The organism is Tumidithrix elongata BACA0141, from assembly GCF_036349135.1.
Lineage (GTDB): Bacteria > Cyanobacteriota > Cyanobacteriia > Pseudanabaenales > Pseudanabaenaceae > Tumidithrix > Tumidithrix elongata.
In genome coordinates, this window is the sequence record NZ_JAZBJZ010000037.1 from 12,616 (window position 1) to 36,410 (window position 23,795).

At 44.9% G+C, this 23,795-nt stretch carries 17 protein-coding genes; 9 read left to right on the forward strand and 8 right to left on the reverse strand.

The window, feature by feature from the left end; all coding sequences use genetic code 11:
* The first annotated feature begins 283 nt into the window (after positions 1–283).
* The 7 genes from V2H45_RS10935 (at position 284) to V2H45_RS10965 (ending at position 12,684) form a co-directional block, all read left to right on the forward strand.
* A complete protein-coding gene (locus V2H45_RS10935) occupies positions 284–709 on the forward strand; it encodes a hypothetical protein (RefSeq protein WP_330483680.1) in 426 nt (141 codons plus the stop codon).
* Positions 710–861: 152 nt separating this feature from the next.
* Positions 862–1,155, forward strand: a complete 294-nt coding sequence (locus tag V2H45_RS10940) for a hypothetical protein (protein ID WP_330483681.1) — start codon at positions 862–864, stop codon at positions 1,153–1,155.
* Complete coding sequence (locus tag V2H45_RS10945) at positions 1,152–1,661, forward strand: phage tail protein (RefSeq protein WP_330483682.1); 510 nt, start codon at positions 1,152–1,154, stop codon at positions 1,659–1,661. Before V2H45_RS10940 ends, V2H45_RS10945 begins: the two co-directional genes overlap by 4 nt.
* A gap of 42 nt (positions 1,662–1,703) precedes the next feature.
* Positions 1,704–9,719 carry a hypothetical protein gene (locus tag V2H45_RS10950; protein WP_330483683.1) on the forward strand — a complete coding sequence of 2,672 codons (8,016 nt, stop codon included), beginning with the start codon at positions 1,704–1,706 and terminating at the stop codon, positions 9,717–9,719.
* Between the two features lie 52 nt (positions 9,720–9,771).
* Entirely contained in the window at positions 9,772–10,221 is a 450-nt protein-coding gene (locus V2H45_RS10955) for a CIS tube protein (RefSeq protein WP_330483684.1), read from the forward strand.
* A gap of 83 nt (positions 10,222–10,304) precedes the next feature.
* Complete coding sequence (locus V2H45_RS10960) at positions 10,305–12,212, forward strand: VgrG-related protein (RefSeq protein WP_330483685.1); 1,908 nt, start codon at positions 10,305–10,307, stop codon at positions 12,210–12,212.
* Positions 12,213–12,276: 64 nt separating this feature from the next.
* Positions 12,277–12,684 carry a DUF4280 domain-containing protein gene (locus V2H45_RS10965; protein WP_330483686.1) on the forward strand — a complete coding sequence of 136 codons (408 nt, stop codon included), beginning with the start codon at positions 12,277–12,279 and terminating at the stop codon, positions 12,682–12,684.
* A gap of 57 nt (positions 12,685–12,741) precedes the next feature.
* Here the strand turns inward: V2H45_RS10965 and V2H45_RS10970 are convergent, their stop codons facing one another.
* On the reverse strand, positions 12,742–13,569 hold the full coding sequence (locus tag V2H45_RS10970; protein WP_330483687.1) for a phytanoyl-CoA dioxygenase family protein: 828 nt from the start codon (positions 13,567–13,569) through the stop codon (positions 12,742–12,744).
* Positions 13,570–13,635: 66 nt separating this feature from the next.
* On the opposite strand from V2H45_RS10970, the gene V2H45_RS10975 reads away from it, so the two are divergent.
* On the forward strand, positions 13,636–13,779 hold the full coding sequence (locus V2H45_RS10975) for a hypothetical protein (protein WP_330483688.1): 144 nt from the start codon (positions 13,636–13,638) through the stop codon (positions 13,777–13,779).
* A gap of 34 nt (positions 13,780–13,813) precedes the next feature.
* On the opposite strand, the gene V2H45_RS10980 is transcribed toward V2H45_RS10975, so the two are convergent.
* From V2H45_RS10980 to V2H45_RS11010, 7 genes are all read right to left on the reverse strand, one after another.
* On the reverse strand, positions 13,814–14,404 hold the full coding sequence (locus V2H45_RS10980; protein ID WP_330483689.1) for an ATP-dependent Clp protease proteolytic subunit: 591 nt from the start codon (positions 14,402–14,404) through the stop codon (positions 13,814–13,816).
* 59 nt (positions 14,405–14,463) lie between these two features.
* Positions 14,464–15,123 (reverse strand): ATP-dependent Clp protease proteolytic subunit, encoded by a 660-nt coding sequence (locus V2H45_RS10985; protein ID WP_330483690.1) that lies wholly within the window; start codon positions 15,121–15,123, stop codon positions 14,464–14,466.
* 121 nt (positions 15,124–15,244) lie between these two features.
* Positions 15,245–16,156 (reverse strand): YybH family protein, encoded by a 912-nt coding sequence (locus V2H45_RS10990; RefSeq protein WP_330483691.1) that lies wholly within the window; start codon positions 16,154–16,156, stop codon positions 15,245–15,247.
* Positions 16,157–16,462: 306 nt separating this feature from the next.
* A complete protein-coding gene (locus tag V2H45_RS10995) occupies positions 16,463–17,977 on the reverse strand; it encodes a bifunctional orotidine-5'-phosphate decarboxylase/orotate phosphoribosyltransferase (RefSeq protein ID WP_330483692.1) in 1,515 nt (504 codons plus the stop codon).
* Positions 17,978–18,029: 52 nt separating this feature from the next.
* A complete protein-coding gene (locus tag V2H45_RS11000) occupies positions 18,030–19,163 on the reverse strand; it encodes an alginate O-acetyltransferase AlgX-related protein (protein ID WP_330483693.1) in 1,134 nt (377 codons plus the stop codon).
* A gap of 189 nt (positions 19,164–19,352) precedes the next feature.
* A complete protein-coding gene (locus V2H45_RS11005; RefSeq protein WP_330483694.1) occupies positions 19,353–20,816 on the reverse strand; it encodes an MBOAT family O-acyltransferase in 1,464 nt (487 codons plus the stop codon).
* 176 nt (positions 20,817–20,992) lie between these two features.
* On the reverse strand, positions 20,993–22,177 hold the full coding sequence (locus V2H45_RS11010) for a J domain-containing protein (RefSeq protein WP_330483695.1): 1,185 nt from the start codon (positions 22,175–22,177) through the stop codon (positions 20,993–20,995).
* A 235-nt stretch (positions 22,178–22,412) separates the two neighbouring features.
* On the opposite strand from V2H45_RS11010, the gene V2H45_RS11015 reads away from it, so the two are divergent.
* The gene (locus tag V2H45_RS11015) at positions 22,413–23,618 is read left to right on the forward strand and encodes a pentapeptide repeat-containing protein (RefSeq protein ID WP_330483696.1); all 1,206 of its coding nucleotides are present in this window, start codon (positions 22,413–22,415) and stop codon (positions 23,616–23,618) included.
* Positions 23,619–23,795: the final 177 nt, after the last annotated feature.

A 23,795-nucleotide genomic window follows, 5' to 3' on the forward strand; every position in this document is an offset into this window, starting at 1 on the left:
GCAAATGCTAAACCCTCTTCTCTTGATTCCAATTGACAAATTGTCCCTGCATTGCAAGGCGTTTAAGATCCCCGACTTTTTCTTTGCAACCAAAGATTGATGATGGAAATCGCGCAAAAAGTCGGGGATCTGCGTGTGATGCTCTCCACTCCCATTGATAAATTGTCGCTACGTTGCGAGGTTTAGGGCAAAGCATTCCCATATTGAGGCGATCGCAGAATTTGTCTATTGCGGCGGGAATGCTTTGCCCCTACAGTTAAACGAATAATGGATGAATGGAATCATGACTCTACAACTTACACCCACCGAAATCGAAACGGCACAGCAACTTTTACACGACTATGCCCCAGCCCAAGAGGTTTGGGAATACCTTTCCGCCGCCAACGGCAACCTCGACGAATGTTTCGATCGCTTGATCGAAGCCAAAAATCCTAGAGAAACCTATGGCGAACCCAAAAAATCTCTGTGGCAATCTACGCTCAAAGTCCTGCGGCAAGAACTCTGCGGTGATGAAGGCTTTCGCGGCAAGGTCAAAGAATATTCTAAAAATCCCGGTAGTACGCCCTTGCTTACAGGGCTGATCGTCTCCCTCGTCGGCGTAGCTGGTTTGCCAATTGACCCCGCGATCGCCACCGTCATCGCGCTTTACATCATCAAGGTTGGGCTAAACATCTTTTGCGACTACACCGACAGCGGGGAGCAGTCATAGGTCTCGTCAACTCGTAACTTTTATGCAGTCTTAAGATTGTCTGTGGGCTTGTCACCCATAAACTAATAAAAAATAGGTATTTTGTCGCAACAACCGTAATTGCAGTCGTCGCGATCGAAAGCTAAACTCTAAGAAATTAAAAAATTTAACCTATGCCAAGCGATCGCGATGACATAAAGATAGACACAACGAACTCATCTCAAGAGAAACAGGTCTTTTTGCCGCCTATCGGCGCGATCGCTAGACCAGTGGCATCCTATAGGCATACATTAGGGGGCAGCGATCTGATTAATGACGAGAATAAAGCCCTAATCTCAAAATTAATTGCTACCATTTTGAAAGATCCGATGTCAAAGTTACAACTAAGCGATCGGGTTTATCAATTGCTGACTGACGAGATTCGCAACCAAAAAGAACGCAGCACAACTTATCGGGGTAGGCTATGACAAATTCTAGTAGTTTTCCAAGAGCAGCAGCCTATGTTACTGCTAATCGCTTTTATGTAGAGATGATGCCAGACGCATCAATTGTGGCTTGCTTTAATGAATGTTCTGGGTTGGGAGTAACCATCGAAGCGAAAAAGATTTCTGAAGGCGGCGTCAACGATCAACAGCGAATTCTTTTAGGCGGCAGAACAATTAACGATATTACGCTAAAACGTGGAGTCACCGACGATCTGAGCTTCTGGAATTGGGTAACGGCAACCACAAATAGACGACGCAATATTCGGATTTTGGTGTTTAACCAAGCAGGTGAAACCAAGCAATGCTGGACGTTGATTGGGGCTGTCGCCGTAGGATGGAAAGCACCTACGCTCACCGCAGACAGTACCCAAGTGGCTATGGAAGAAATTACCATTGCCTGTGAAGGTCTAACAGTTGCAGCTACTGGAGGTGGGGCTGCTACGGTCGTGACCCGTAATGCCACAAGCGGCGCATTCCCCAGTTCGTAGTCCTCACATTAAAGTTCATACCCCGCGCGATCGCAGCTTCCTATGTCAGAATCAACCGATCAACCCTCTAACGATCTGCCCTCTGAGGATCTACCCAAAGCTAGGCTAGGTGCCATGTCACCACTTGGCATCCAGCGACCTCTGATGCCTGCTCGACCTCTGGGCCTGCATACCCAATGGATTCAGCCGAAGTTTATTTATCCGTTGGGTGCGATACCGATCGCAAATCCCAATAACCTGCAACTGGCACAGGACTTCGATCTTGTAAATACTTCGTTCCGAGAAGCTCCCATTGCCGATCCACCTGCTGTTTCTCCCCAGCCTAAATCATCAGTATCTAATCCAGTTGTGACGCCAGCCACAGAAACGATCCAGAGAGATGCGATTGATGATGCACAGCCAACCATCCAAGCCAAAGCCGAGCCATCTGCTACCTCTTCATCGGGTATCACACCAGAACTCATGCAGATCATGAGAGCGAACAAAGCACTCAGTTCACAAAGAAGTTCTGCTACAGAGAATCCCAGTAATTTGGATGATTTACCCCAATCATCTACTACTCAGCAACCTAAAATCAGCGGGAGTGTTAACGCGGCGGAAGTTTCTATCCAAGCCAAAGCTGAATCTTCTACCACTTCATCATCGGGCATCACGCCTGAACTCATGCAGATCATGAGAGAGAATAGAGCGCTCAGTTCAAATAGAGAGTCTATGGATAGTCCCCAATCATCCACTACTCAGCAACCTAAAACCAGCGAGAGTATTAACGCGGCGGAAGTTCCTATCCAAGTCAAAGCTGAATCTTCTACCACTTCATCATCAGGCATCACACCAGAACTCATGCAGATCATGAGAGAGAATAGAGCGCTAAGTTCAAATAGAGAGCCTGCTGTAAATCCCCCCAGTAACATAGGTAGCCCCCAATTATCAACCTCTCCACAATCAGAAATCGGCAAGAACGTTAACGCAGCGGAAGTCTCTATCCAAGCCAAAGCCGAGTCTTCTACCACTTCAACATCGGGCGTCACGCCTGAACTCATGCAGATCATGAGAGAGAATAAAGCCCTTAGCTCAAACAGAGATTCCACCCAAAAAAAAACAAGTGAGGTAGATAGTTCAACTACCCCTGATTCATCGTCGGCAACATCCGTACAAATGAAGGCTGCTGTCCCAGATGCGGTACAAACTCAACCTCTTTCTAGTGATGCATCAATTTCGTCTACTATATCTCAGAATGAAGGTCTTGTGCAGCGATCGCAAGATGCACCCATCGATCGATCTCCCAATGATCCTACACCAAGTAATGTACCAGTTAAATCCACTGATTCATTGCCATCAGCACCCTCAACAACTCCATCAATAACACCATTACAAAAAAAGCCAGATAGTCTTAGCTCCACTGAATCCAAGACTACTTCTATACCCTCATCCTCACAAGTAAATCCTCCAACCACGAATTCTCCAGTCACAAATCCACAAACTACAAGCCCCAGTTCTCAATCAGTAGACTCAACGGTTTTCACCCCAGAAGCTTCTTCTCAAGATATTTCTGAGCCTTCAACACCAATTCAGCGACAAGCAGAGGTTAGCACGAATTCCAGTCCTACAGATTCAGCTCCGTCCATCTCAGATTCACAGAATATCGCACCGCAATTTAGCGATCTGTCTGCAATTCCCTCTGAGATAAATGTTGTCACATCCTCTGAGCCTTTACCGAAAGCGATCTATACACCACCCAGTCAAACTCCTAGTCCTACTGCTAAGATTCAACGGAAAGTTGAAGCACCTCCCACATCTTCGGCTTCAGTTCCTACTCCGCCACAAACGGAAGCAAGTGGGACTACAAATATACCGAAGAATATATCGAAAAATATATCTGAATCTAGTCCCCTTTCCTCATTGCAGCTTAAACCTGACACGACTGATGTTGTCCAGACTGAGTCTACATCAATTTCTCAGGATGCTCCGACATCAATACCGCCAATTCAGAGAAAGTCTGAAGAGATTCCTGAAACGATCTCTGAAGCAACAACTTCATCTCCCGCCTTAACACCACAAACTGATTTAGGAACTAATCTAGCTAGCCCTCTAGTGACTTCCCCTAGCTCATCTATCCCAAACATTAAGGATATTTCTTCTCCACCTGTGAGCGATCGTCCTACAACACTCCAACGCCAGTCTGAAGCCACTAGTAATCCTGCCGCTCAAACCTCTCAATCTACTGCCGAGCCAAGCTTTAACTCTGCCCCAACACCTAAGATTTCAAATACTATAGCTTCTATTCAACCTAGTCGCGATCGCATTATTAGCCAAGATATCAATCCAGTTACAGTTCAAAAGACTACATCTGATTTAGTTCCACCTGTTCAAGCAGGATCGGAGACACCCATTCAAGCGAAACCTGCGACAAATTCAGATCCCTTGGTGTCAGAACCGCTTAGCAATTTGGGGAATACGGATGCGATCGCTACGAATCAAATTCCTGCCCAGCCTGCTTCTAACGCTCAAATGCCCATACAAAAGCAATCTGAGACTAAATCGACGCCTAGCTTGGGTGCAGCGATCGCAAAGACAGTTTGGGATGGATTGACATCTCTATTTCAATCACCACAACCTCAATCGCAAGAGTCTCAATCACCGCAGCCTCAGGCATCTCAACAAGACACAACTGCTCCTTTACAGAGAAAAACTAGTAGTTCGAGTACATCTAGCTCCACACCCATTCCAAGAGTTTCCACTACACCCACCACGCCTGCTACGAATGACGCTAATCTATCCGAACAGAAAGCAACGCCCATTAATCCGCAAACAACAGTAGACAATCCATCTGCGAATTCCTTGCCCAGTCAAGTGCAGCGACAAGGTGCTACGAGTGATTCTAGTGAACCTATCATCTCGAATAAAGCTGAAATTGTTAGCAAAACGGAAAGTTTAGGAATTCAAAGAAAAGCTTCAAGTCAGCCAACTCAGCTTACTGCTTTTCAACCATCAAACAGTTCAGCCAACGACTCTTCTCGTCAGGCGTCCTCAAACACACCTGCCTCTAATTTGCTCGCGCCGATTCAAAAGCAAAATGAGATTGGGATTTCTAGAAAATCAGAAGATTTAGGGATTCAAAGAAAAGCTCCATCTCAACCAACGAATGTCGCTCAGCCCCCAAGCCCCACAGTTAATGAGATATCTAGTCGTGAATCTTCATCTTCTAATATTTCTGATGCGCCTCCCATAATCCAAAAACAAGCTGACCCTAATGTATCTTCCACTGAAGTTATAGAATCTTCATCTTCTAATATTTCTGATGCGCCTCCCATAATCCAAAAACAAGCTGACCCTAATGTATCTGCTACTGAAAGTGTTGAGTTAATTGCTCCTATTTCTGAAAGTGTTGGTATTCAGAGGCAGGAAGTAGATGTTTCTCAGTTATCGAGTCCTTCAGCGAATGAGCCATATAGCAATCAGGGTATAGATTCTATGGCTTCTGAGCCTACGTCAATTCAACGGCAAATTGAATTCAGTGAATCTAATGCTATTGAAAACGACTCACGCTTCAATCAAGTTGTGGATTCTAGACCTCCTGAAACCACGTCAATTCCTACTTCAATCCAAAGACAAGTTGGATCGAAAGAATCTACTGCTGATGAAACTGAAGCTGTTAGGAATATTGAAAATATTGATATTCAAAGGAAGGGCTTAGTTCCGTCATCTCAGCCTCAGTCGAGTATTTCTCAACCGATGAGTCCCACAGCAATTGAATCTAGCGATCCCGTTGCTCAAGGAATAATCAGTGATACCGAGACGATAAGCGTTCAAAGGAAGGCTGCGATAGAGAGTACGAATATTCCTCAGTCACAAAGTTTTGCGATCGATGAGGGCACGAACATTGCTCAGACGCAGAATCTTTTCAATGACTCACTTCCCAGTCAGTCATTAGATTCCACTTCTCTTGAACCTATGCCAATTCAACGGCAAGTTGAATCCCGTGAATCTAATTCCGCTCAAAATGATTCGCGCTCTAATCTGTCTATGGATTCAAGTACTCCCGAACCCACCTCAATTCAAAGACAGATTGAATTAAATGAATCTACGGTTAATGAACCTGCAACTGTTAGTGTCTCTGAAAGTATTGATATTCAAAAGAAGAGCTTAACTCAGCCATCTCGCTCTCAACCAAATATTGCTCAGCCGACAAATCCAGCAGCCCTTGAATCTAGTGAATCTATATCTAGTGAATCTGCATCTAGAACTAGCGTCGATCGCACCCCACAGAATATCAGCGTTCAAAGAAAAACTTCGCCTCAGCCAGCAAATACTTCTCAAACACCAAGTCCTATAGCTGCGGAAGCTTCTAGTAATCAGCCCTCAGATCCTAGTATTGCTCCTAGTACCTCTGATATATCTCCAGCAATTCAAACTCAAGCTAATCCTACTAGTTTGCCTACTACAGAAGGTATTGAAATTGTTAGAATTTCTGAATCTGAAGATACAGGTATCCAAGGGCAGGCTTCAGAGCTAGTAGTGGATATTTCTCAATCACCTAGTCCACTGACTAATGACTCACTTAGCAATCAGTTCGTGGATTCTAGTACTCCTGAACCCACATCAATCCAAAGACAGGCTGAATTCGCTGCTGATACTGGAATTTCTAGAGACACTGGAACCATTGATATTCAAAGGAAGAATTTAGCTCAATCCGCTCGACCGCAGTCTAGTATTTCTCAGCCGATAAATCTAACGACTATTGAATCTAGCCAACTTTCTCCTCAAGAATTCAGTAGCGATCGCGACATCGAAAATATCACTGGGAATACTGCTGAGAGTGTTAGTATCCAAAGGAAAATATCAGAGCAGTCAACGAATATTGCCCAGACACCCAGTCTTGCAGTCAATGAAACTCCAAGCAATGAGTCTTCAGTTCCCGTCCCTGACATCTCTGATGTAACACCAGCAATTCAGAAACAAGCTGAACCTAGTGTGTCGGTTCCTGAACGCATGAAGATTGCTAATGAAAACATTGTTCGTGAAACTGAAATCCCAGCAAATATTGAAGATTTTAACATTCAAAGAAAAGAATCACCTCAGCCCACTCCATCTCAGTTAAATCAGTCGAATACTTCTCAGTTGCCTAATCTTGCCCTCAGTGATTCTGTCCTTATTGAGCATTCAGATTCAATTATCCCTAATGCACCTCCATTAATTCAAAAACAAGCTGAGTCGAGTTTATCGATTCCAGAAAGCTTTGCAATCACTAGTGATACTGAAGCTGTGGATATCCACAGGCAGGCTTCAGCTCCTATAGTGGATTCACAACTAAGTTCTACGGCGAATGACTTGCGCGATCGCCAGTCGATTGATTCTCTTACTCCCGAGCCTAGGTCTATTCAAAGGCAGATTGGATCCAATGAATCTATCCCTAATGAATCTGCAGTTCCCAACGGCTTTGAAAACATTGATATTCAAAGAAAGAGTTTAACTCCACCAAATCTGCCTCCTCAATCGAATATTGCATCAAATATTTCTGCGGCGACAAATCTGGCGGCTACTCAATCTAGCGAACCTTTTACTCAAGAATTCGGTAGCGATTCTGAAAATATCAGCATTCAAAGAAAGATCTCGGCACAGCCGACGAATATCACTCAGACGCCCAGTCCTGTAGTTGAAGCGCTTAATCAAGAGTCTTTGTCTGATGCACCTCTAGGGATTCAAACCCAATCTGAAACTAGTCTCCCGACTATTGAGGGTATTGAAATTGCTAGCGATTCTGAAGGTGAAGGCATTCAATGGCAGACTTCCAATCGAATAATGGATATTCCTCCGTCGTCAAGCCTTACTTCTAATGACCTCCGTAGCGATCGGGTTGTGAATTCTAGGACTGCTGAACCTATTTCAATTCAAAGACAGGTTGAGTTAACTCAACCCAATACTAATGAGCCTGAAATTCCTAGTAACACTGAAAATCTTGATATTCAAAGAAAGAGTTTAACTTCGCCTACTCCGCCTCAGTCGAATATTTCTCAGCCGATAAATCTTGAACCCCTTGAATCTAGCGAGCCTACTACTCAAGGACGGGATCCTGAGAATATTAGTATTCAAAGAAAAGCTTCAGAACTGCCAATCAATGCTTCTCAGCTAGCCAATCAAACAACTATTCCATCTCATGAGCCTACACTTGGAATCACTGATGTGCCTCCAGTGATTCAAAAGCAAGCTGAATCGAGTTTGTCGGTCATTGAGGATATTGAAATTACCACGAACGCGGCTGGTAACACTGAAGATGCTGGAATTCAAAGACAGACCTTAGATCTGGTAACGGAAATCCCCAGATCACCAAGTCTTGCAACCAACGATTCGCTTGGAACTCAGTCCTTAGACTTAAGTATTCCCGAGCCGTCGATACAACGACAAGGTGAATCGTCTGATGTACCTACAGCGATTCAAAGACAGGATGAATCTAATATTAAATCTAGTGTTGATTCTAGCGAATCTTTGACTCGTGAAATTGTTGGCGATCGCGATCTTGCACAGGGTATAGACATTCAAAGAACGCCTGCGGCAAAGGCGATCGCTGATTCTCAGTCACCAAGTCTTGAAATCAGTGACTCCGTTCGCAATGAATTTTTAGATACAACAACTCCTAATTCGATCCCATCGACTCAGGCACAAGTGGAGTCTAGTCAAGCCGATCGCGTAAGCATTCAACGAGAGAGTTCAAGTCAGCCAGTTGAATCGCCATCGTCAAGTATTCCAGCACTTTCCAATCTAAAAACTGACAGGTTTAGCTCAACTGCCGAACCTATCGTTTTGCCGACACTACAAAGAGAAGCCGAAGTAAGTGGTATAAAATCCACACAGTCGGACAACGCATCCATTCTTGAAGATTCTTCATCACTCTTGCAAAGAAAGGTAGAGTCGAGCGATCGCATTCCTAATGCAGAGAACATCAACACAGAGAACGCTAGCACAGAAAATCTTGTCGAATCAAGTCCGCAACCAGATATACAACCAACTGTTCAAACAACTATACAAAGAGATGCTTCTGAACAATCTACAAGCCGATCGCCAGCGATCGCAAGTACAAACGAACAGTCCGAAACGCCCACAAGCCAAACAGTAAAAGCTCCTGAGTCTTCCGATCTGGAAATACCTTTACAGCTCAAATCAGAGTCTAGTGAATCTCATTCGAGTCTTTCGAGCGAATTTCCAAATCCTGAAAATGATGAAGTCGCGACTCCATCTTTCCCTCTACTTCCTACGGTTCTTGATACCATATCTCGAAGTTCGCCGCTAGGACAAACCTCTGATACCATTGGAAACACACCCAGTCCCATCGGCAGTCAAACCGCTAACGGGATCCTGTCGCAAACAGCAGATCCAACGGCTCTTCAGGCAAGATTCAACGCACCCTTAGAATATCCTTTTGACTTAGCTCCACCGATTCAGCGATCTGCGGATAAGCGATCGTCATTTAACCCATCAACCAGTTCGCCTGAATCCAAAATCTCCTCTCTGCCCAGCACAATCCAAAGAATGCTCGCGCCAGAATCTGATAATTCCCCTTCCGACGATCGCAGTGATGGCGCACTGAATTTGCCCGATCTGACCTCAACGGTTCCTGATACTTGGTCGAGTCTGGCTGACTTAGTTGGAGCCATGTCAAGTTCGCCCGTCAGTTCTTCCACGATTGATGCTTCACGGGCAAGTGTTTCACTGGCAAGTACTGCGCCAGTAAGTTCTTTGCCGATCGTGCAACGACAGAGCGATTCTGGTAGCTCAACTTCTGCTTGGTCGAGCATTCAAGAGTTAATTAGCGATCGCAAAACGACAAATACGCGATCGTCTCTCGCACCACCTTCACAAGTCCAAGCGCCTGTTATCCAAAGGTCTGCAGATAGTTCTGAAGTAGGGGTGAGCTATGGAGATCGAGATAATGCCCATGAGGATGCGGACATTTCAACAAACCTTGAAATTTTGGCGCAGGAAATTTATGTTTTACTACGACAACGCTTGGCGATCGAGCGAGAGCGACATGGTAGTGGATATTCCGGGCAACTACCTTGGTAAAGTTGCCTATACTAGATCGTAGATCGGGAGGATATGTTTTGGAGGATATGCAATGACGGGTCAACTTGTAAAAGCTATGCTTACGACCACAGACTCAGGTGCGACATCGATTACCTTTCAGTTCAACCCCACAGAGCTTAACCTGAAGCGATCGATTAAACTCAACCGTGCCGAGGGCACGCGGACAGCATCGGGAATGCCCAAAATTTCCTTTGCGAGACCAGAGCCCGCTACTGTGACGCTGAGCAATCTTGTGTTTGACACCTACGAAGCAGGTACAAGCGTTTACACCAAACTCGACCCCATTTTAAAAGCTGTAGACTTTGTGTCTGAATCTGTCCAACGTCCGCCTATCTACGTGTTGGCGTGGGGCAGTAAAAGTTATTTAAAATGTTTTGTTACCGATATTGACTATAGCTTAACCATGTTCCTAGAAGATGGCACGCCTGTCAGGGCTAAGGTGACGTTAACCTTACAAGAAGTTGATGACGATCAAGCCTAATCATTTCTCGTGAGTAAATCTTAACAAGCCGGTAGGGATATGACTCGCATTTCCAATCCACCCAGTAAAACTATCATCCGTATATGCCAACATACATTGCTGACGCGAGTATCAAAATAGATGGTTCTCCCGCATCTGAGGAGTTATTACAAGATCTTCTGCAAATTTCGGTCGAAGAGAGCCTCCATCTACCTAGCATGTTTACGCTGGTAATCAATAATGACTATTTCGCTGGAGATGTGAATGATGTGGCGTGGAAGCATGATGCTTTGTTTGCAATTGGGAAGGAGATTGAGATTGGCTTGACGAATTCTGATGAAGTTACGGGAACGGTTTTTAAGGGCGAAATTACAGCGATCGAAGCACAATTTACGAGCGAATCTCAGGCTCCAATTATTATTCGCGGTTATGATGTTTCTCATCGATTACATCGCGGACGTTACAATCGTTCTTTCGTTCAAAAGAAAGATAGTGATATCGTCAAACAAATTATTGTCGAATTGGGGATTCCCGCTGGCACGATTACTGATACGGGCGGACCCTATGGGTTTGGCGACCCCGTTGGTTATGTTTTCCAAGAGAACCAAACCAATATGGAGTTTTTACGCGAACGGGCAGCGCGGAATGGCTTTGAACTTTACGTGCGCGATGGAAAGCTTAATTTTTGTGCGCCTACGAGTAGTGGCTCTCTTACCTTAACGTGGTTACTCGACTTATTTAGCTTCCGCGTTCGGGTAAGTAGCTCCGAGCAGGTGGGTGAGGTTGAGGTCAGGGGATGGAACTATCAAACCAAACAAGCGATCGCTTCCACGGCTAGTTCGGCAACTTTACTCACTTCTAACACTCACGGAGCGGGTGTAAGCAAAGCTGCAGCGTTTAATGGAAAGCCATCAGGTTCTAAGTTAATCGTCGTCGATCGCCCCGTCTCGTCGGCAACTGAAGCTACGACCATTGCCAACTCTCTATTTGCCGAGGTAGGCGGAGAATACGTTCAGGCGGATGCCAGAGCGATCGGAAATCCTAACATTCGCGCGGGGAAAGTCGTCACCCTAGCTAACATGGGTAAGTACAATGGTGATTACTATGTAACGGCAACGCGCCACCTCTATCAGGGAGGGGTCTACTCCACAGAGTTTAGCGTCAGAGGGCTGCGTGGCGGCGATCTATTGGCAACGCTTTCGCCTCAAGCTCGTTTGCAACCAGGACAAACTCTTTTGGTAGGTATTGTAACGAACAACGTAGATCCTAAGAAATGGGGGCGCGTTAAGGTTAAGTTTCCTACTTTGACGGAAGACCATGAAAGCGATTGGGCGAGAGTAGTTGCTGTAGGTGCGGGAGCCACCAGGGGATTTGACTGTTTGCCAGAAGTCAACGATGAAGTTTTAGTTGCCTTCGAACATGGCGATATCCATCGTCCTTATGTGATTGGGGGTGTTTGGAATGGGACAGATGCACCACCAGAAACCGTGGATAACTCTGTTGTTAGTGGTAAAGTGCGATTGCGCACGATCAAAACTCGCACGGGTCACAAACTCCAGTTTGTGGAAGAGGATAAGGATAGTAGCAAAAAAGGCGTTTATATTGACACAGTGGCGGGGCACCACGCTTACCTTAATGACACCGAAAAATTTGTCGAGATTAAAACCCAAGCTGGGCACCAAGTAAAACTCGACGATCAAAATAAGAAAATTTTAATACAGACTACTGGTGGTCAAAAAATGGAGATGTTAGATACGGGTAGTAAAATCGCAATTGAAGCCTCAACCACCATTGAAATAAAAGTTGGCGGAAGCACCATTACGCTTGCTGCCACAAGCATTGAACTCAAATCTGGCGCTAGTAAAATTACGCTTGGTGCTGCTGGTGTGGCGATCGAAGGGACGACGTCGAGTCTAAAAGGAACAGGACAAGCAAAAGTTGAAGGCGCTCAGGTCGAAGTTGCTGGACAGGCTATGACAACAATTAAAGGTGGTACGGTAATGATTAACTAGCGTAGATTTCCATGTAACGTTTTTTAATTTGTTCGATGAAAGTTAGTTAAGGAGCATTGAAAATATGGCTGTACAGGTTGTGATGGGTGCAACGATGACTTGTAGTTTCGGTGTATCACCGTCTTCTTTGATAGTAATTCCCAAAGGTCTACCTGTGATGGTGGGAGGTGTTCTAGCCGCAACCATCATGGACTTTGCCCCGATCGCAAATATTCCTCCGTTTGGGATGTGTAACTCGATGGCAAACCCTGTTGTATCAGCAGCTACTACTGCTGCCACTGCCGCCGCACTTGGAGTTTTTACTTTTACACCTATGCCCTGCGTACCTTTGACAACCCCTTGGAAGCCCGGCTCCCCAACCGTAATGATTAACAACTTCCCAGCCTTAAACAATTCCTGTACCTGTAACTGTGCGTGGGGTGGTGTGATTACGATTGGCTCTCCAGGACAGGGTCAGACAATGGTTGCTTAGTAGTTGACAGTTGACAGTTGACAGTTGACAGTTTTCAGTTCAGTGGTTTCCCAAAAGCTAATGGATATGGGGTGTTTGAGGAGGGATTTGTGCGAACCGATCGCTTTGCATCCATGGTGGAATTTGTTGGGAAGGCATAAACCGCAGTTCGATACTGGTGCGATCGCTTTTCATGGCTTCGGTGACATAGGTTCTATGCAGCGTTCCATTCAGGAAAATTAACATATCGCCTTGTTTGAGTTCTGGAACCCAAAAATCCTTTGGTGCGAACAGATTCTCTAACTTGCGATCGTTCAAATAGTCGTAGTGCAGCAAGCGATCGCACGGTTGTTTGATAAATTCCAGACTGGGGCGATCGCCGAAACAATCAACGAGGGGAATCCAACAAATTACCATTGCGGTCATGGCTGCGCTGATATAGGGAGCACTCGTCAAGGAGTCGCTTGTTGGGAAAGAAACGCCCAATGCGCCATCCTGATGCCATTGGTTTGGCAGATGTAAGGCATGATAGTTAACGGGCGCATATTGTTTTGTCACTCTGGACTTGGTGAGATTGCAGACAACTTCGCGCCCCAAAATTTCCCCAAGCAGCGTCATCCCTAAAGAGTTCGCAAAAAGATTGAGAATATCTTCTCTCGGATTGAGGTAATCTGCCAAAGCGATCGGGCTGACTGAGGTCGATCGCTCGAGATAGTTATAGGTATTGGGAAGGTGCTCTTTAACGCGATCGGCTCCATATTGACGAATCAGTTGTTCGATATGCGTAAAAATGCGATCGCTTGCTTCAGTAATGACTCTCAGTCCTGATAGATCCAGTACGGAAGGCAAAAGCACTCCCCCTTTTTGTTGAAGTTCGATTAGAAGTTTTAAGTACAACTGATTCAAAATTTAGCGATAATGAATAAAAAATGATATGGCAATCCTATTAGATTTGAATGGTAGGAGCAATTCATGAATTACCCCTTCTTTTCTAGGCAAGAAAAAATTGCTTACAAAATTATGCCCGATCGCTATAGTTCTGTAGCAATTCCAAATCCATCATGCGTCAAAAAAAGACAGAATGGAAGTATTGGATTGACTTCCATTCTGTCGTAGATGTAATTTAAATTTGGGCGATCTGGAATTGAGATTACACTGCGTCGATGACGCGATCGATGAGACCGTAGGCTTTCGCTTCATCTGCTGACATAAAGTAATCGCGATCCATATCGCGTTCGATCTTTTCGAGGGGCTGACCCGTGCGTTTGGCATACTCACTATTGAGCATTCCCTTAACACGCACGATTTCCTTCGCTTCGATCGCAATGTCAGTCGCTTGTCCTCGCGTACCACCCATCGGTTGGTGAATCATAATGCGAGAGTGCGGCAACGCCACACGCTTACCTTTCGTGCCTGCCATCAGCAAAAAGGAACCCATCGAGGCAGCCAGACCGACACAGATCGTGCTGACATCCGACTTAATGTGCTGCATGGTGTCAAAAATCGCCATACCTGCCGTCACAGAACCACCGGGAGAGTTGATATACAGGCGAATATCTTTACCGGGATCTTCCGAGTCGAGATAGAGCATGACTGCCACAATTTGGTTGGCAATTTCATCATCAACTTCGCGACCGAGAAAGATGATGCGTTCGCGATAGAGGCGATCGTAGATGCTGATCCAGTCTGTATACTGCGATCCGGGCATTCTATAGGGAACTCTGGGTACTCCAATGGGCATAACTTTATGTGGGGATGAAGGGTTAATTGAGTGGAATGAATAGCACTTTAGACAGTTCTTTACTTGACCGCAGCAGGAATCGCTTTGGGTAAGTCCTTACGGCTTTCTAGCACTTTGTCAATCAAGCCATATTCTTTAGCATCTTCAGCCGTCATATAAAACAAGCGATCGATGTCTTTGATAATCTTGTCGATGGGCTGCCCTGTGTTGCGCGACAAAATCTGTAGCATCGTGTCACGGTTGGCGACCACTTCTTTGGCACGAATTTCAATGTCCGTGGCTTGACCCCGCGCATAGCTCTTAGGCTGGCGTAGGACAATACTGGCATTGGGCAAACTGGCGCGAAAACCCTTTGTCCCGGCAGAGAGTAACATCGCTGCCGAACCCACAGCATTCCCAATACAAATGGTGTGAATCGGTGGCTTGATATATTTCATTGTGTCGCAGATGGCAAATGCCTCTGTTTCAAACCCAACTGGTTCGCCATCTTCTCGTGCTGTCCCAGTGGAGTTGATGTAAATATAGATGGGCTTTTCAGGATCGTCGTACTGCAAATACAGTAGCTCAGCCACAATCAGTTCGGTTACAGCAGCTACCAAGGGCATCCCTATGTAAACAATGCGCTCTTTGAGCAGTAGAGACTGTAAGTCAGGTGGATAGGTGCGATAGTTGGCATCGCCATAATATCCTGCTTGTACAGCTTGGACTGGTTGATTCATGGGTTCAATTGCGATATGGAGCTGATACTGCTACTTTATCATAGCGATCCCAACCGAGTTCGCGATGACAAAGTAGGGTTAGCCGTCCAATATTTTTTGTAAAGTGTTGGATCGGGAGACTTTAAGACGAGGAGCGATCGTTCGGGTTGGGGCGCACGCGGCTAGGCGTCGTACCGTACTCAGGCAAGGGGGTATATTGATTGCCTGTAAAGTTGGTGCTTACGCGCAATCTTTGGCTTTCGATCGTAATGCCTGTTTCGCGAACGAGAACAACCGAGATCCAGCGATCGCCTTCTTTAAACGGTGCTTGCCCGATCTTAAACACCCCACCTGCACGCAGGGGTTCGAGATCGATCGTGGCATCCTTAATGTAATTTCTAGCATTGACGGCTTCTTCTACGGCTGCCCCAAGTAACAAATTGTTACCCAATGGCTCCGTGACGATCGCATCCAACGCATATTGTCTGCCAACCCCAATCTGATCGGGGACGCGCAACTCCACATTGGGTGGCTCGCTACCAGAGATCATCGAACTCTTTTCTGAGAGGATCGTCTGGCTTAGTACTTGCCACTTACCATTTACCTTTTGGTAGACCTGACTAGAATTTAGCTTTGCTGTCAGTTTAAAGTCACCCTCTGCTTTGGATTTCACCCCATCAATCTGTGTAACTGTTTCTGCCACGATCTTGTCGCCTTGCTGCTCCCATTTGACAATCTCGGTACTGTATTTAAGCTGAGCATAGCGTTGCCATAGCTCTTGCAGAAATTCTTTGAGCTGATCGCGGGTTAGCCCATCACTATGGCTAAAGTTAGAAGCATAAAACTGCATCACCGCATTGATGTCGCGTTTGTTGGCAGCCGCATCTAGTCCAGCAACTACACTTTTGAGTTCAGCGGGCGCTTGCCGATCTGCCTGTGCTAATTGACTGGGCTGCGCTTGTCGAGTGGGTTCTGCCGAAACTGCCGAGCTAAATAGAGGTGCAACCGTAGTTAAGGAAGCGGTAATGAGCAAAAGAGCAACTTGCTTGAGCATGGTTTATCTAGAGAGTTAGGGTGGATCGGAAGAGTGAAAAATTCAAATGCTTGGGAGCCTGTAACTTTATTTCCTAAAAATTATTTCCCAAACACCGAAGGCGACTTAGGATATTTCTCATTTAGAATTTACCCCACCCTAGCCCTCCCCTGGTAAAGGGGGGGAATAGGATTTCCGATCTTCCCCCTTTACCAGGGGGAATTAAAGGGGGTAAGTCCGACTTACTAGATAGCAATAGTAGTTTCTTTGCTAGAAATATCCTTAACACCAAAAATTAAAACAACCCAAAAAGAAATATCAATTATCCTAACCTGTTTCTGATTTGGCGATGGTTTGGAATTGTACTTCATTGAGTCGTCCTGCTTGGTAAAGGGTTTCGGTAATTTCAGAAATTTTCAGTACGGCATGGCTGCGATAGCCATTGTCGCTCAGCCGTTGCTGCACCCCATGCTCGTGATCGATAAACACAACAATATCTTCAACGCGCAGCCCGCTCACCTTTAGCTTTTCAGCGCCCTCCATCACGCTTTTGCCTGAGATCAAAATGTCATCAACCACAACAATGGTCTCACCCGCATGAAAATTGCCTTCAATCAGCCGTCTAGCACCGTGGGCTTTGACCTCCTTGCGCGGGAAAATCATGGGATAGTTAAGGCGGAGTGCTAAACCTGTGGCAGTCGGCAGTGAACCGTAAGGAATGCCAGCAATGCGATCGAAGTGTAAGTTTTCCAGAATTTCGGCATAGGCATGGATCACCTTTTCAAACACCTGCGGATTCGAGATAATTTTACGCAGGTCGATATAGTAAGGAAATACTGCCCCTGATGCTTGGACATATTCCCCAAACATGATGCAACCAATGTCATAGAACTGCAAAATCAGATCTAAATGCGGTTGCTGACTGAGCAAGCAGACATCGGGTAGCCAGACGGGACAGGCAGGACGTTGACTGGTGACATGCAGTCTAGCTTGATTGACCCGATCGCGCAGCGATCGCACCAAGTTTGCAGGCTCTACGGTAGTCAAGACATCTTGATTGACGGGAATGAGCAAGCCCTCACCATTGGCATCTAAACCCGCGTCGAGAATTTGTTGCAAAGTCTCTAAGGATTGGGCTTCAGAATTGTCTGTGTCTGTGTCTTTGGGTAGATCGTCAACATTTGCCCAGAGACTCCGCCCTAAAATCAATCGCTCAGGGGCTGCTGCCCGAATCCTTGCCAATGCCTCAGGGGTAGCGGCTCCGACTTCTAAGCCAAGCTGTTCTGAGCTACCCCAAGCTTGACAGGTTTTCACCACTTCCAAATATAAGGGTGCAGTGCGATCGGGGTATTCCTGTATAGCTTTGGCTGTGGTATTAGAAGAATGACATTGAATGAATATCGCTTTGTCTGTATACATGAGGAAGCGAGCCGCAATGTCTTGCCCCATATAGGGGCTAATTGTAATCGCGTCAACTTGCCACTGCTCAAATGCCGTACGTGCCATCACCGTACTGCTATTGAGATCGGCGTGTTTGGCATCGAGAATAATCGGAATGTGGGACGGAATTGCCGCTAAGGTCTTGCTCAGTAGCTCTAATCCCGGTGCCCCCAAGGCCGTATAAAAACCTAGGGTTGGCTTATAAGCGCAGACTAAATCTGAGGTGGAGTGGATAATAAACTGCATCCATTCCCATAAACTATCGATCGGACTAGCACTCTCATCCGATACATATTTAGCCAGATAGTTTGCAGGCATTACCTCTGGGTTAGGCTCTAGCCCCAGGCATAAAATGCTTTGGTTAGAAGCGATCGCTGCATTTAGCTTTGTTGCAAAGTTCATAGAAATTTATTTTCGCACTGATCTGGGGCGATCGCTACGGTATTCAGCATATTCATTCAAAAACGGTTATGAATTTTAAATGTCGTTCTACCCGTTCTTCGAGCACAATATCAGGATGGTTGTATTCCAGATATTTTTTCAGCAGCTTCAGATTTGGCCATTCCCAAACATAAACACTCTTGGCAAGATATTGGGAAATATAGGGTTGTAAGATAATAAAAAAGGAATCTCTAAAAATTAGTGCCTTCGGTGCATTCGTGCGACATTCTGTGAAAAATGTTGCCTTCATCGGGTCTTCAGGTCGTGCTTCCAAAATATGTTTGTCGCACAAAGGCATGGGCTTTCGCAGTTCAGGAACCATCTCTTTGAGAAGGTAAGAAATATTTAGCATGTTCGCAATATCCCCCGACCTATATTCAGCGAATTCAAAGTCTTCCATGGAATAATTGATGGGAATGAGATCTGGATAGTGCTTTTGAAGAATGCCTTGAATAGTTCGGATAATCTCATGCTGGGCGATCGCTGCACCAAACTCATTCCAATGGGTATCCGTTTTATAAAATAATTGTCCTTTGTGCTTGGCTTGGAGCAAGACTGGTCTTAGATCGAGAATGGGTACTTCGGAATCCTTCATATAAGCCAACAGTTGATCGAGACGGGTTTGCGTGCCCACTTGCCGAATATGGGAAGGTATATATTCTGGATAAATCGAATATTTATCGGGCACAATCACAAAAAGATAGGAAATTCCCTGTTGCTTGAGCCATCTATATTTTGCTTCTAAGGAGGTTTTCCATTTACTGAGTTCCTCTAATGTTAACGGATCGTTCCTCCGATAATCCTCAAGACTATTGCCCTCATCAGGATTAATATAAAACAGCCAATCATCCAATCCCAGCAATACCCTAGGATTGGACGAACTCTTTAACAGGATGCTGTAGAGGGAGTAAAGTTGGACGAATTGATCGCGCAATCCAAAATGGTCGTTAAAGAACGCCTCAAACTGAGATGGAAATGTCGTCACTGTTTTTCGATCCCATTTCAGTTCGGGAAATGCAGCTAGCTTGCGCTTTTCGATCGCTGACTCATGCCGATTATGGGTCAAAACTAACGGTAAAAACAGACCAATAATAAAGGTCGTAATCAATAGACTGTCGAATATTCGAGGTGCTTTCTCTTGATGCATGGAACAAAATTTATGGGAAAATTTATGGGACGAACTATCTGCAAGCTAAGGAGCTTATTTGAAAAGTTTTTACCCCCCTTAATCCCCCCTTGCAAAGGGGGGAAACTCATATCCTCCCCCTTTGTAAGGGGGAGCTAGAGGGGGTGAAAGCAGGAATTTATACGAGATACTAGACTTCTCAAACACTCTCTAAAACCGATAATAGATAAAGGGATTGTAAGTTCCTGATGCCAGACTAGCGGCAGAGAGTAGAAATAGGCTAACCAGAAGCAAATAATGACCCGCATACAGAACAGAGCGAAAATGATTGAATCGAGGGGAAATAGTCCGCTTTTGTAAATATGCTCCTACCCAGTTTGCGATCGGGGTTGCTAGGATACATCCCACACTCAAGTTGACAAAGGTTTTTAGGTCAAAATAGTAGAGCGCGGAATATTTGATCCCATCGGCATCCGTGAGACCAATCATGCTGTTTAAATAGGCGATCGCATGACTCAGAGAGTCGGAGCGAAAAAACACCCATCCGATCGCAACAATCGATAAGGTATATAAATGCCGAAATGGAACCCATAAACGATCTAGATATTTGTGCCATCCCATTCTTTCAAGCACCAAACTGGCTCCATGGAGGGCTCCCCAAATCACAAAGTTCCAACTGGCTCCATGCCACAGCCCACATAGCAGAAACACGATCCACAAATTGAGATATGTCCGCAATGGCGAGCCTCGATTGCCGCCCAAAGGAATATAGAGATAATCGCGAAACCAATTGGATAGGGAAATATGCCACCTGCGCCAAAAGTCGCGCATCGATTGGGCAATATATGGATAATTGAAGTTTTCCAAAAACTCAAATCCAAACAGCCGCCCCAGCCCGATCGCCATGTCGGAATATCCAGAGAAATCAAAATAGACCTGTAAGGTATAACAGGCAATTCCCAACCAAGCCATCCCCGTTGTGACGTCATGCACGGGTACGGCAAAGATTTTATCGGCAACTTCTCCTAAGGGATTCGCAAGCATCGTCTTTTTGGCTAAACCAAAAATAAATCGTTGAATTCCCGCAGAAAATTGCGATCTAGTCACTGTGCGCGACACAATTTGCTGAGCAACATCATGATAACGAATAATCGGCCCAGCAATGAGTTGCGGAAATAGGGTGAGATATAATCCACAGTGAATGGGGTTTAACTCTACTTCCGTTTCCTGACGATAGGCATCGATCGCATAGGACATCGCATGAAATGTAAAAAAAGAGATTCCCAATGGTAGGGAAATCTGCGGATAAGCGATCGGCTGGATTGACAGATTTTGTAGGATTGCGTTGAGATTGTTGATAAAAAAATTGGCATATTTAAAATAGAACAACAATCCTAAATTGCTAATAATAGAAATCGCCAATATTCCATGCTGGTTAATGAATTTGAGTGATTTTTGACGCTGAAGATAGAGCATTACCCCCGCTAGATAATTCAGCACAATAGAGCCGATCATCAAAAAAACATAGACGGGTTCCCCCCAAGCATAAAAGATTAAACTCATCAGCAACAAAAAAATATTGCGTAAAAGCATGAGCTGCGATCGAATCAGAAAATATCCTGCTAGGGTGAGCGGTAAAAATAAAAACAGAAATAATGTCGAGGCAAAAATCATGTTTTCCTGTAATCAATGCAGCATGGTTTTATTACAGCAATTCCCATCATGTAAATCGGTCTCATCATGAAAATTGTTGCGATCTTTAGGTGACTTGGGCTATTACATGCTTGACATACCCCTACTTGGGCGTGTTGAGGGGCTATTCGTGCATGGTCATAGACTCAACCCTATGGCTAAGAACGTTTCTTGCGATCTTTGGAATTGGGAGAAAATATGCCTAGTAGTCCTGAAAACCAACCCTTTGGGGTGTCTGTTTGTTTTGCCGTACCTTGATTCAATCTGCTCATAAACTGTAGTGCCAGAGGTTCTTTAGAGTTTAGCTTGAGTGCTCTCTCAAAGCTAATCTTTGCCATAATCGGTTGGTTAATATTGTGATAAACGACTCCCAGCAATGCCATACATTCGCTGTCTTTGTCATCAAGCTGAGTGGCAATGCGAAGTTCTTTGAGTGCCTGCATCCATTGCTTTTGGCTCATGTATTCTTCAGCCATTGCTATGCGAGTAGCAAAACTTGCTTCTAACTGAGGGTTTAGGGGTAACTTTTCTCGCTCTTGAATTAGCGTTTCATCTTGATTCGCTGGATCGCTAGTATGGTCGTAAATTTGAGCTTGAAATGGGTTATAGGTAGGTGGCTGGCTACCTTGAGGTTCAGCATGAGGTTGAACGGCTGATTGCACTTGGGAAATTGATGCAGCCAATTGCTGTTTAGCAGGCAGTTTTAGAGGAGTGGTTTGGATCAGCGTTTCATCACCCGTTTGAACGATCGCGCGATCGTCTTCGTTACTTTTACTCCTATGTGCAGGAACTTGAGGGGCTTTGTAAGTTAAAACACCAGTAGAGCGTGGATCGCTAAACCTATAGCCCTCTCTATACAAAATATAAATTAGATTAAGTTCGCTAAGTTGAGCTGTGTATTCCAAAATAGAATCTAGGGAACTGTACTGGCAATCCGCAATATTCAAAAATAACTGCCCGTAGGTTTCGTCATTAGGGTTGAGTAAAAGCTGTTTAGCGATTTCAGATTTAATTTCAATATTACGAACTCTTTGCATGAGCCGCTTTGCCAACAGTTTAAAGATGCCTTGGTAAGCCTCGCGATCTCTTCCCTGCATGAGCACATTGTAGGCAGGGTTAACGAGTTTTGCGAGGTACTGTGTGGCAATTTCTTTTTCTTGAGGCGAAAGACCATAAACGTCAGGGTGCAAAATCCTAGCGATGCCTAAGTACCTTTGTCTGATTAGGTTGACATCTACTGTAATAGGAACGCCCAAAGCGGCAAAATAGTCATGATTAAACTGACTAATCCCTCGATCAATCCGAATAAAGATTGGCGAGCCTGTCAGTTGCCCTTCCCTCATGACCCAAAGCTAAAAATATTGATTTATATATCCTAGTCCTAAAATACTATAGGATTTGTGTGAGATAGATATAAATTTTTGCATGACATGAAATGCGGATGTGAAATATGAAATTTATGCTGTTCATCTGGTGCAGCTATTCCATAATTAATTACATCTTTAGCGGCGCATAGCTTTATTTCTCTATTTTTCTAAAGCTGTCCGAGGTATTGGTATTAGGAGATAGTTGATAATTATGGCAGACCTTAACCATATCAGGCAAATTAGGGGTGGCACTGCTATTTGGAACCAATGGCGGGAAAAAAACCCTACGGAAGCGATCGATCTCAGTAAACTGGACTTGAGAGACGCTCAGTTACAAGAAGCCAATCTCTGCAATGTCGATCTTAGTCAAGTCAACCTTAGCTGTGCAGATCTGAGCTATGCCGACCTAGATGGAGCCAACTTGAGCCATGCAAACCTGAGCCAAACAAACCTAAGTAACGCAAGTCTTACTGGTGCAAATCTCAGCAGTGCTAATCTCACGGATACTATTTTCAACTATGCAGATGTGCGTGATGCCATATTTAGGCGTACGAATTTGGGATCGGCACAACTAATAGATGTAGTGATTAGCTCAGCCAATTTGAGTCATGTTGACTTTAAAGATAGTAATTTCAGTGGTGAAAACTTTCAAAATGCCAATCTCGTTGGCTCTAATTTTAGCGGGGCTAATCTCAATGGCGCCAATTTGAGTGGAGCTAATCTTACCCAAGCTTGTTTTATTGGTTCTAAATTAGTCGGGGCCAATCTCAGTGGGGCTAATCTCAAAAGTGCCAATTTGAGTGGAGCGAATCTCACCAAAGCAGATTTGATTGGGGCTAAATTAGTTTACGCTAGCTTTAGAGGTGCGATCCTAAACCGTGCAAATTTGAGCAATGCGCTTTTGTCACAAGCAAACTTAAGTCTTGCTGGTTGTGTTATGGCGAACTTTAGTGAGGCACTTTTGGATGCAGCAAATCTCAGTAAAGCCAATTTGGGCGGTGTTATTTTTAGTGGAGCCAGTCTTATTGGTGTCGATCTGAGCGATGCTTATTTGAGCGATGCCTTTCTCAGCGTGGCTAATCTATCTGAAGCTAACCTCAGTGGTGCGAACCTTAGTAATACTTATGCATACAAAGCAAATTTAAATAGGGTCAACCTTGAGCGTAGCAATCTCAGTTATGCTTCTTTCTTGGAGGCTGATTTTAGTATGGCAGTTTTAACCCACGCAAACCTTTCTAAATCTCAGTTAGTTGGGATTTATGCTGACAGTGCTGATTTTAGTATGGCGAACATGGAAGGTGCTAATTTTAGTAAGGCAAATTTAACGATGGCAAATCTGTATGGTTCGATTTTAACCCTCATAAACCTTACCGATGCGATTATGCCTGATGGGTTGATCGGAGTCAAAATGCGCTAGGCTAGGGAGCTTTCAGCACATCTCTCTCGTTTTTTCGCAAAACATAGTCATTCGCAAAACCATTCGCAAAACCATTCGCAAAACATAGTAGTCTGAAGCAACAAAATTCCTGCGTTTGAACGATTTCAGGAAGCATATCTAATTTGAGCTTTCAATCTCATATCTCCTGTTGAAGCG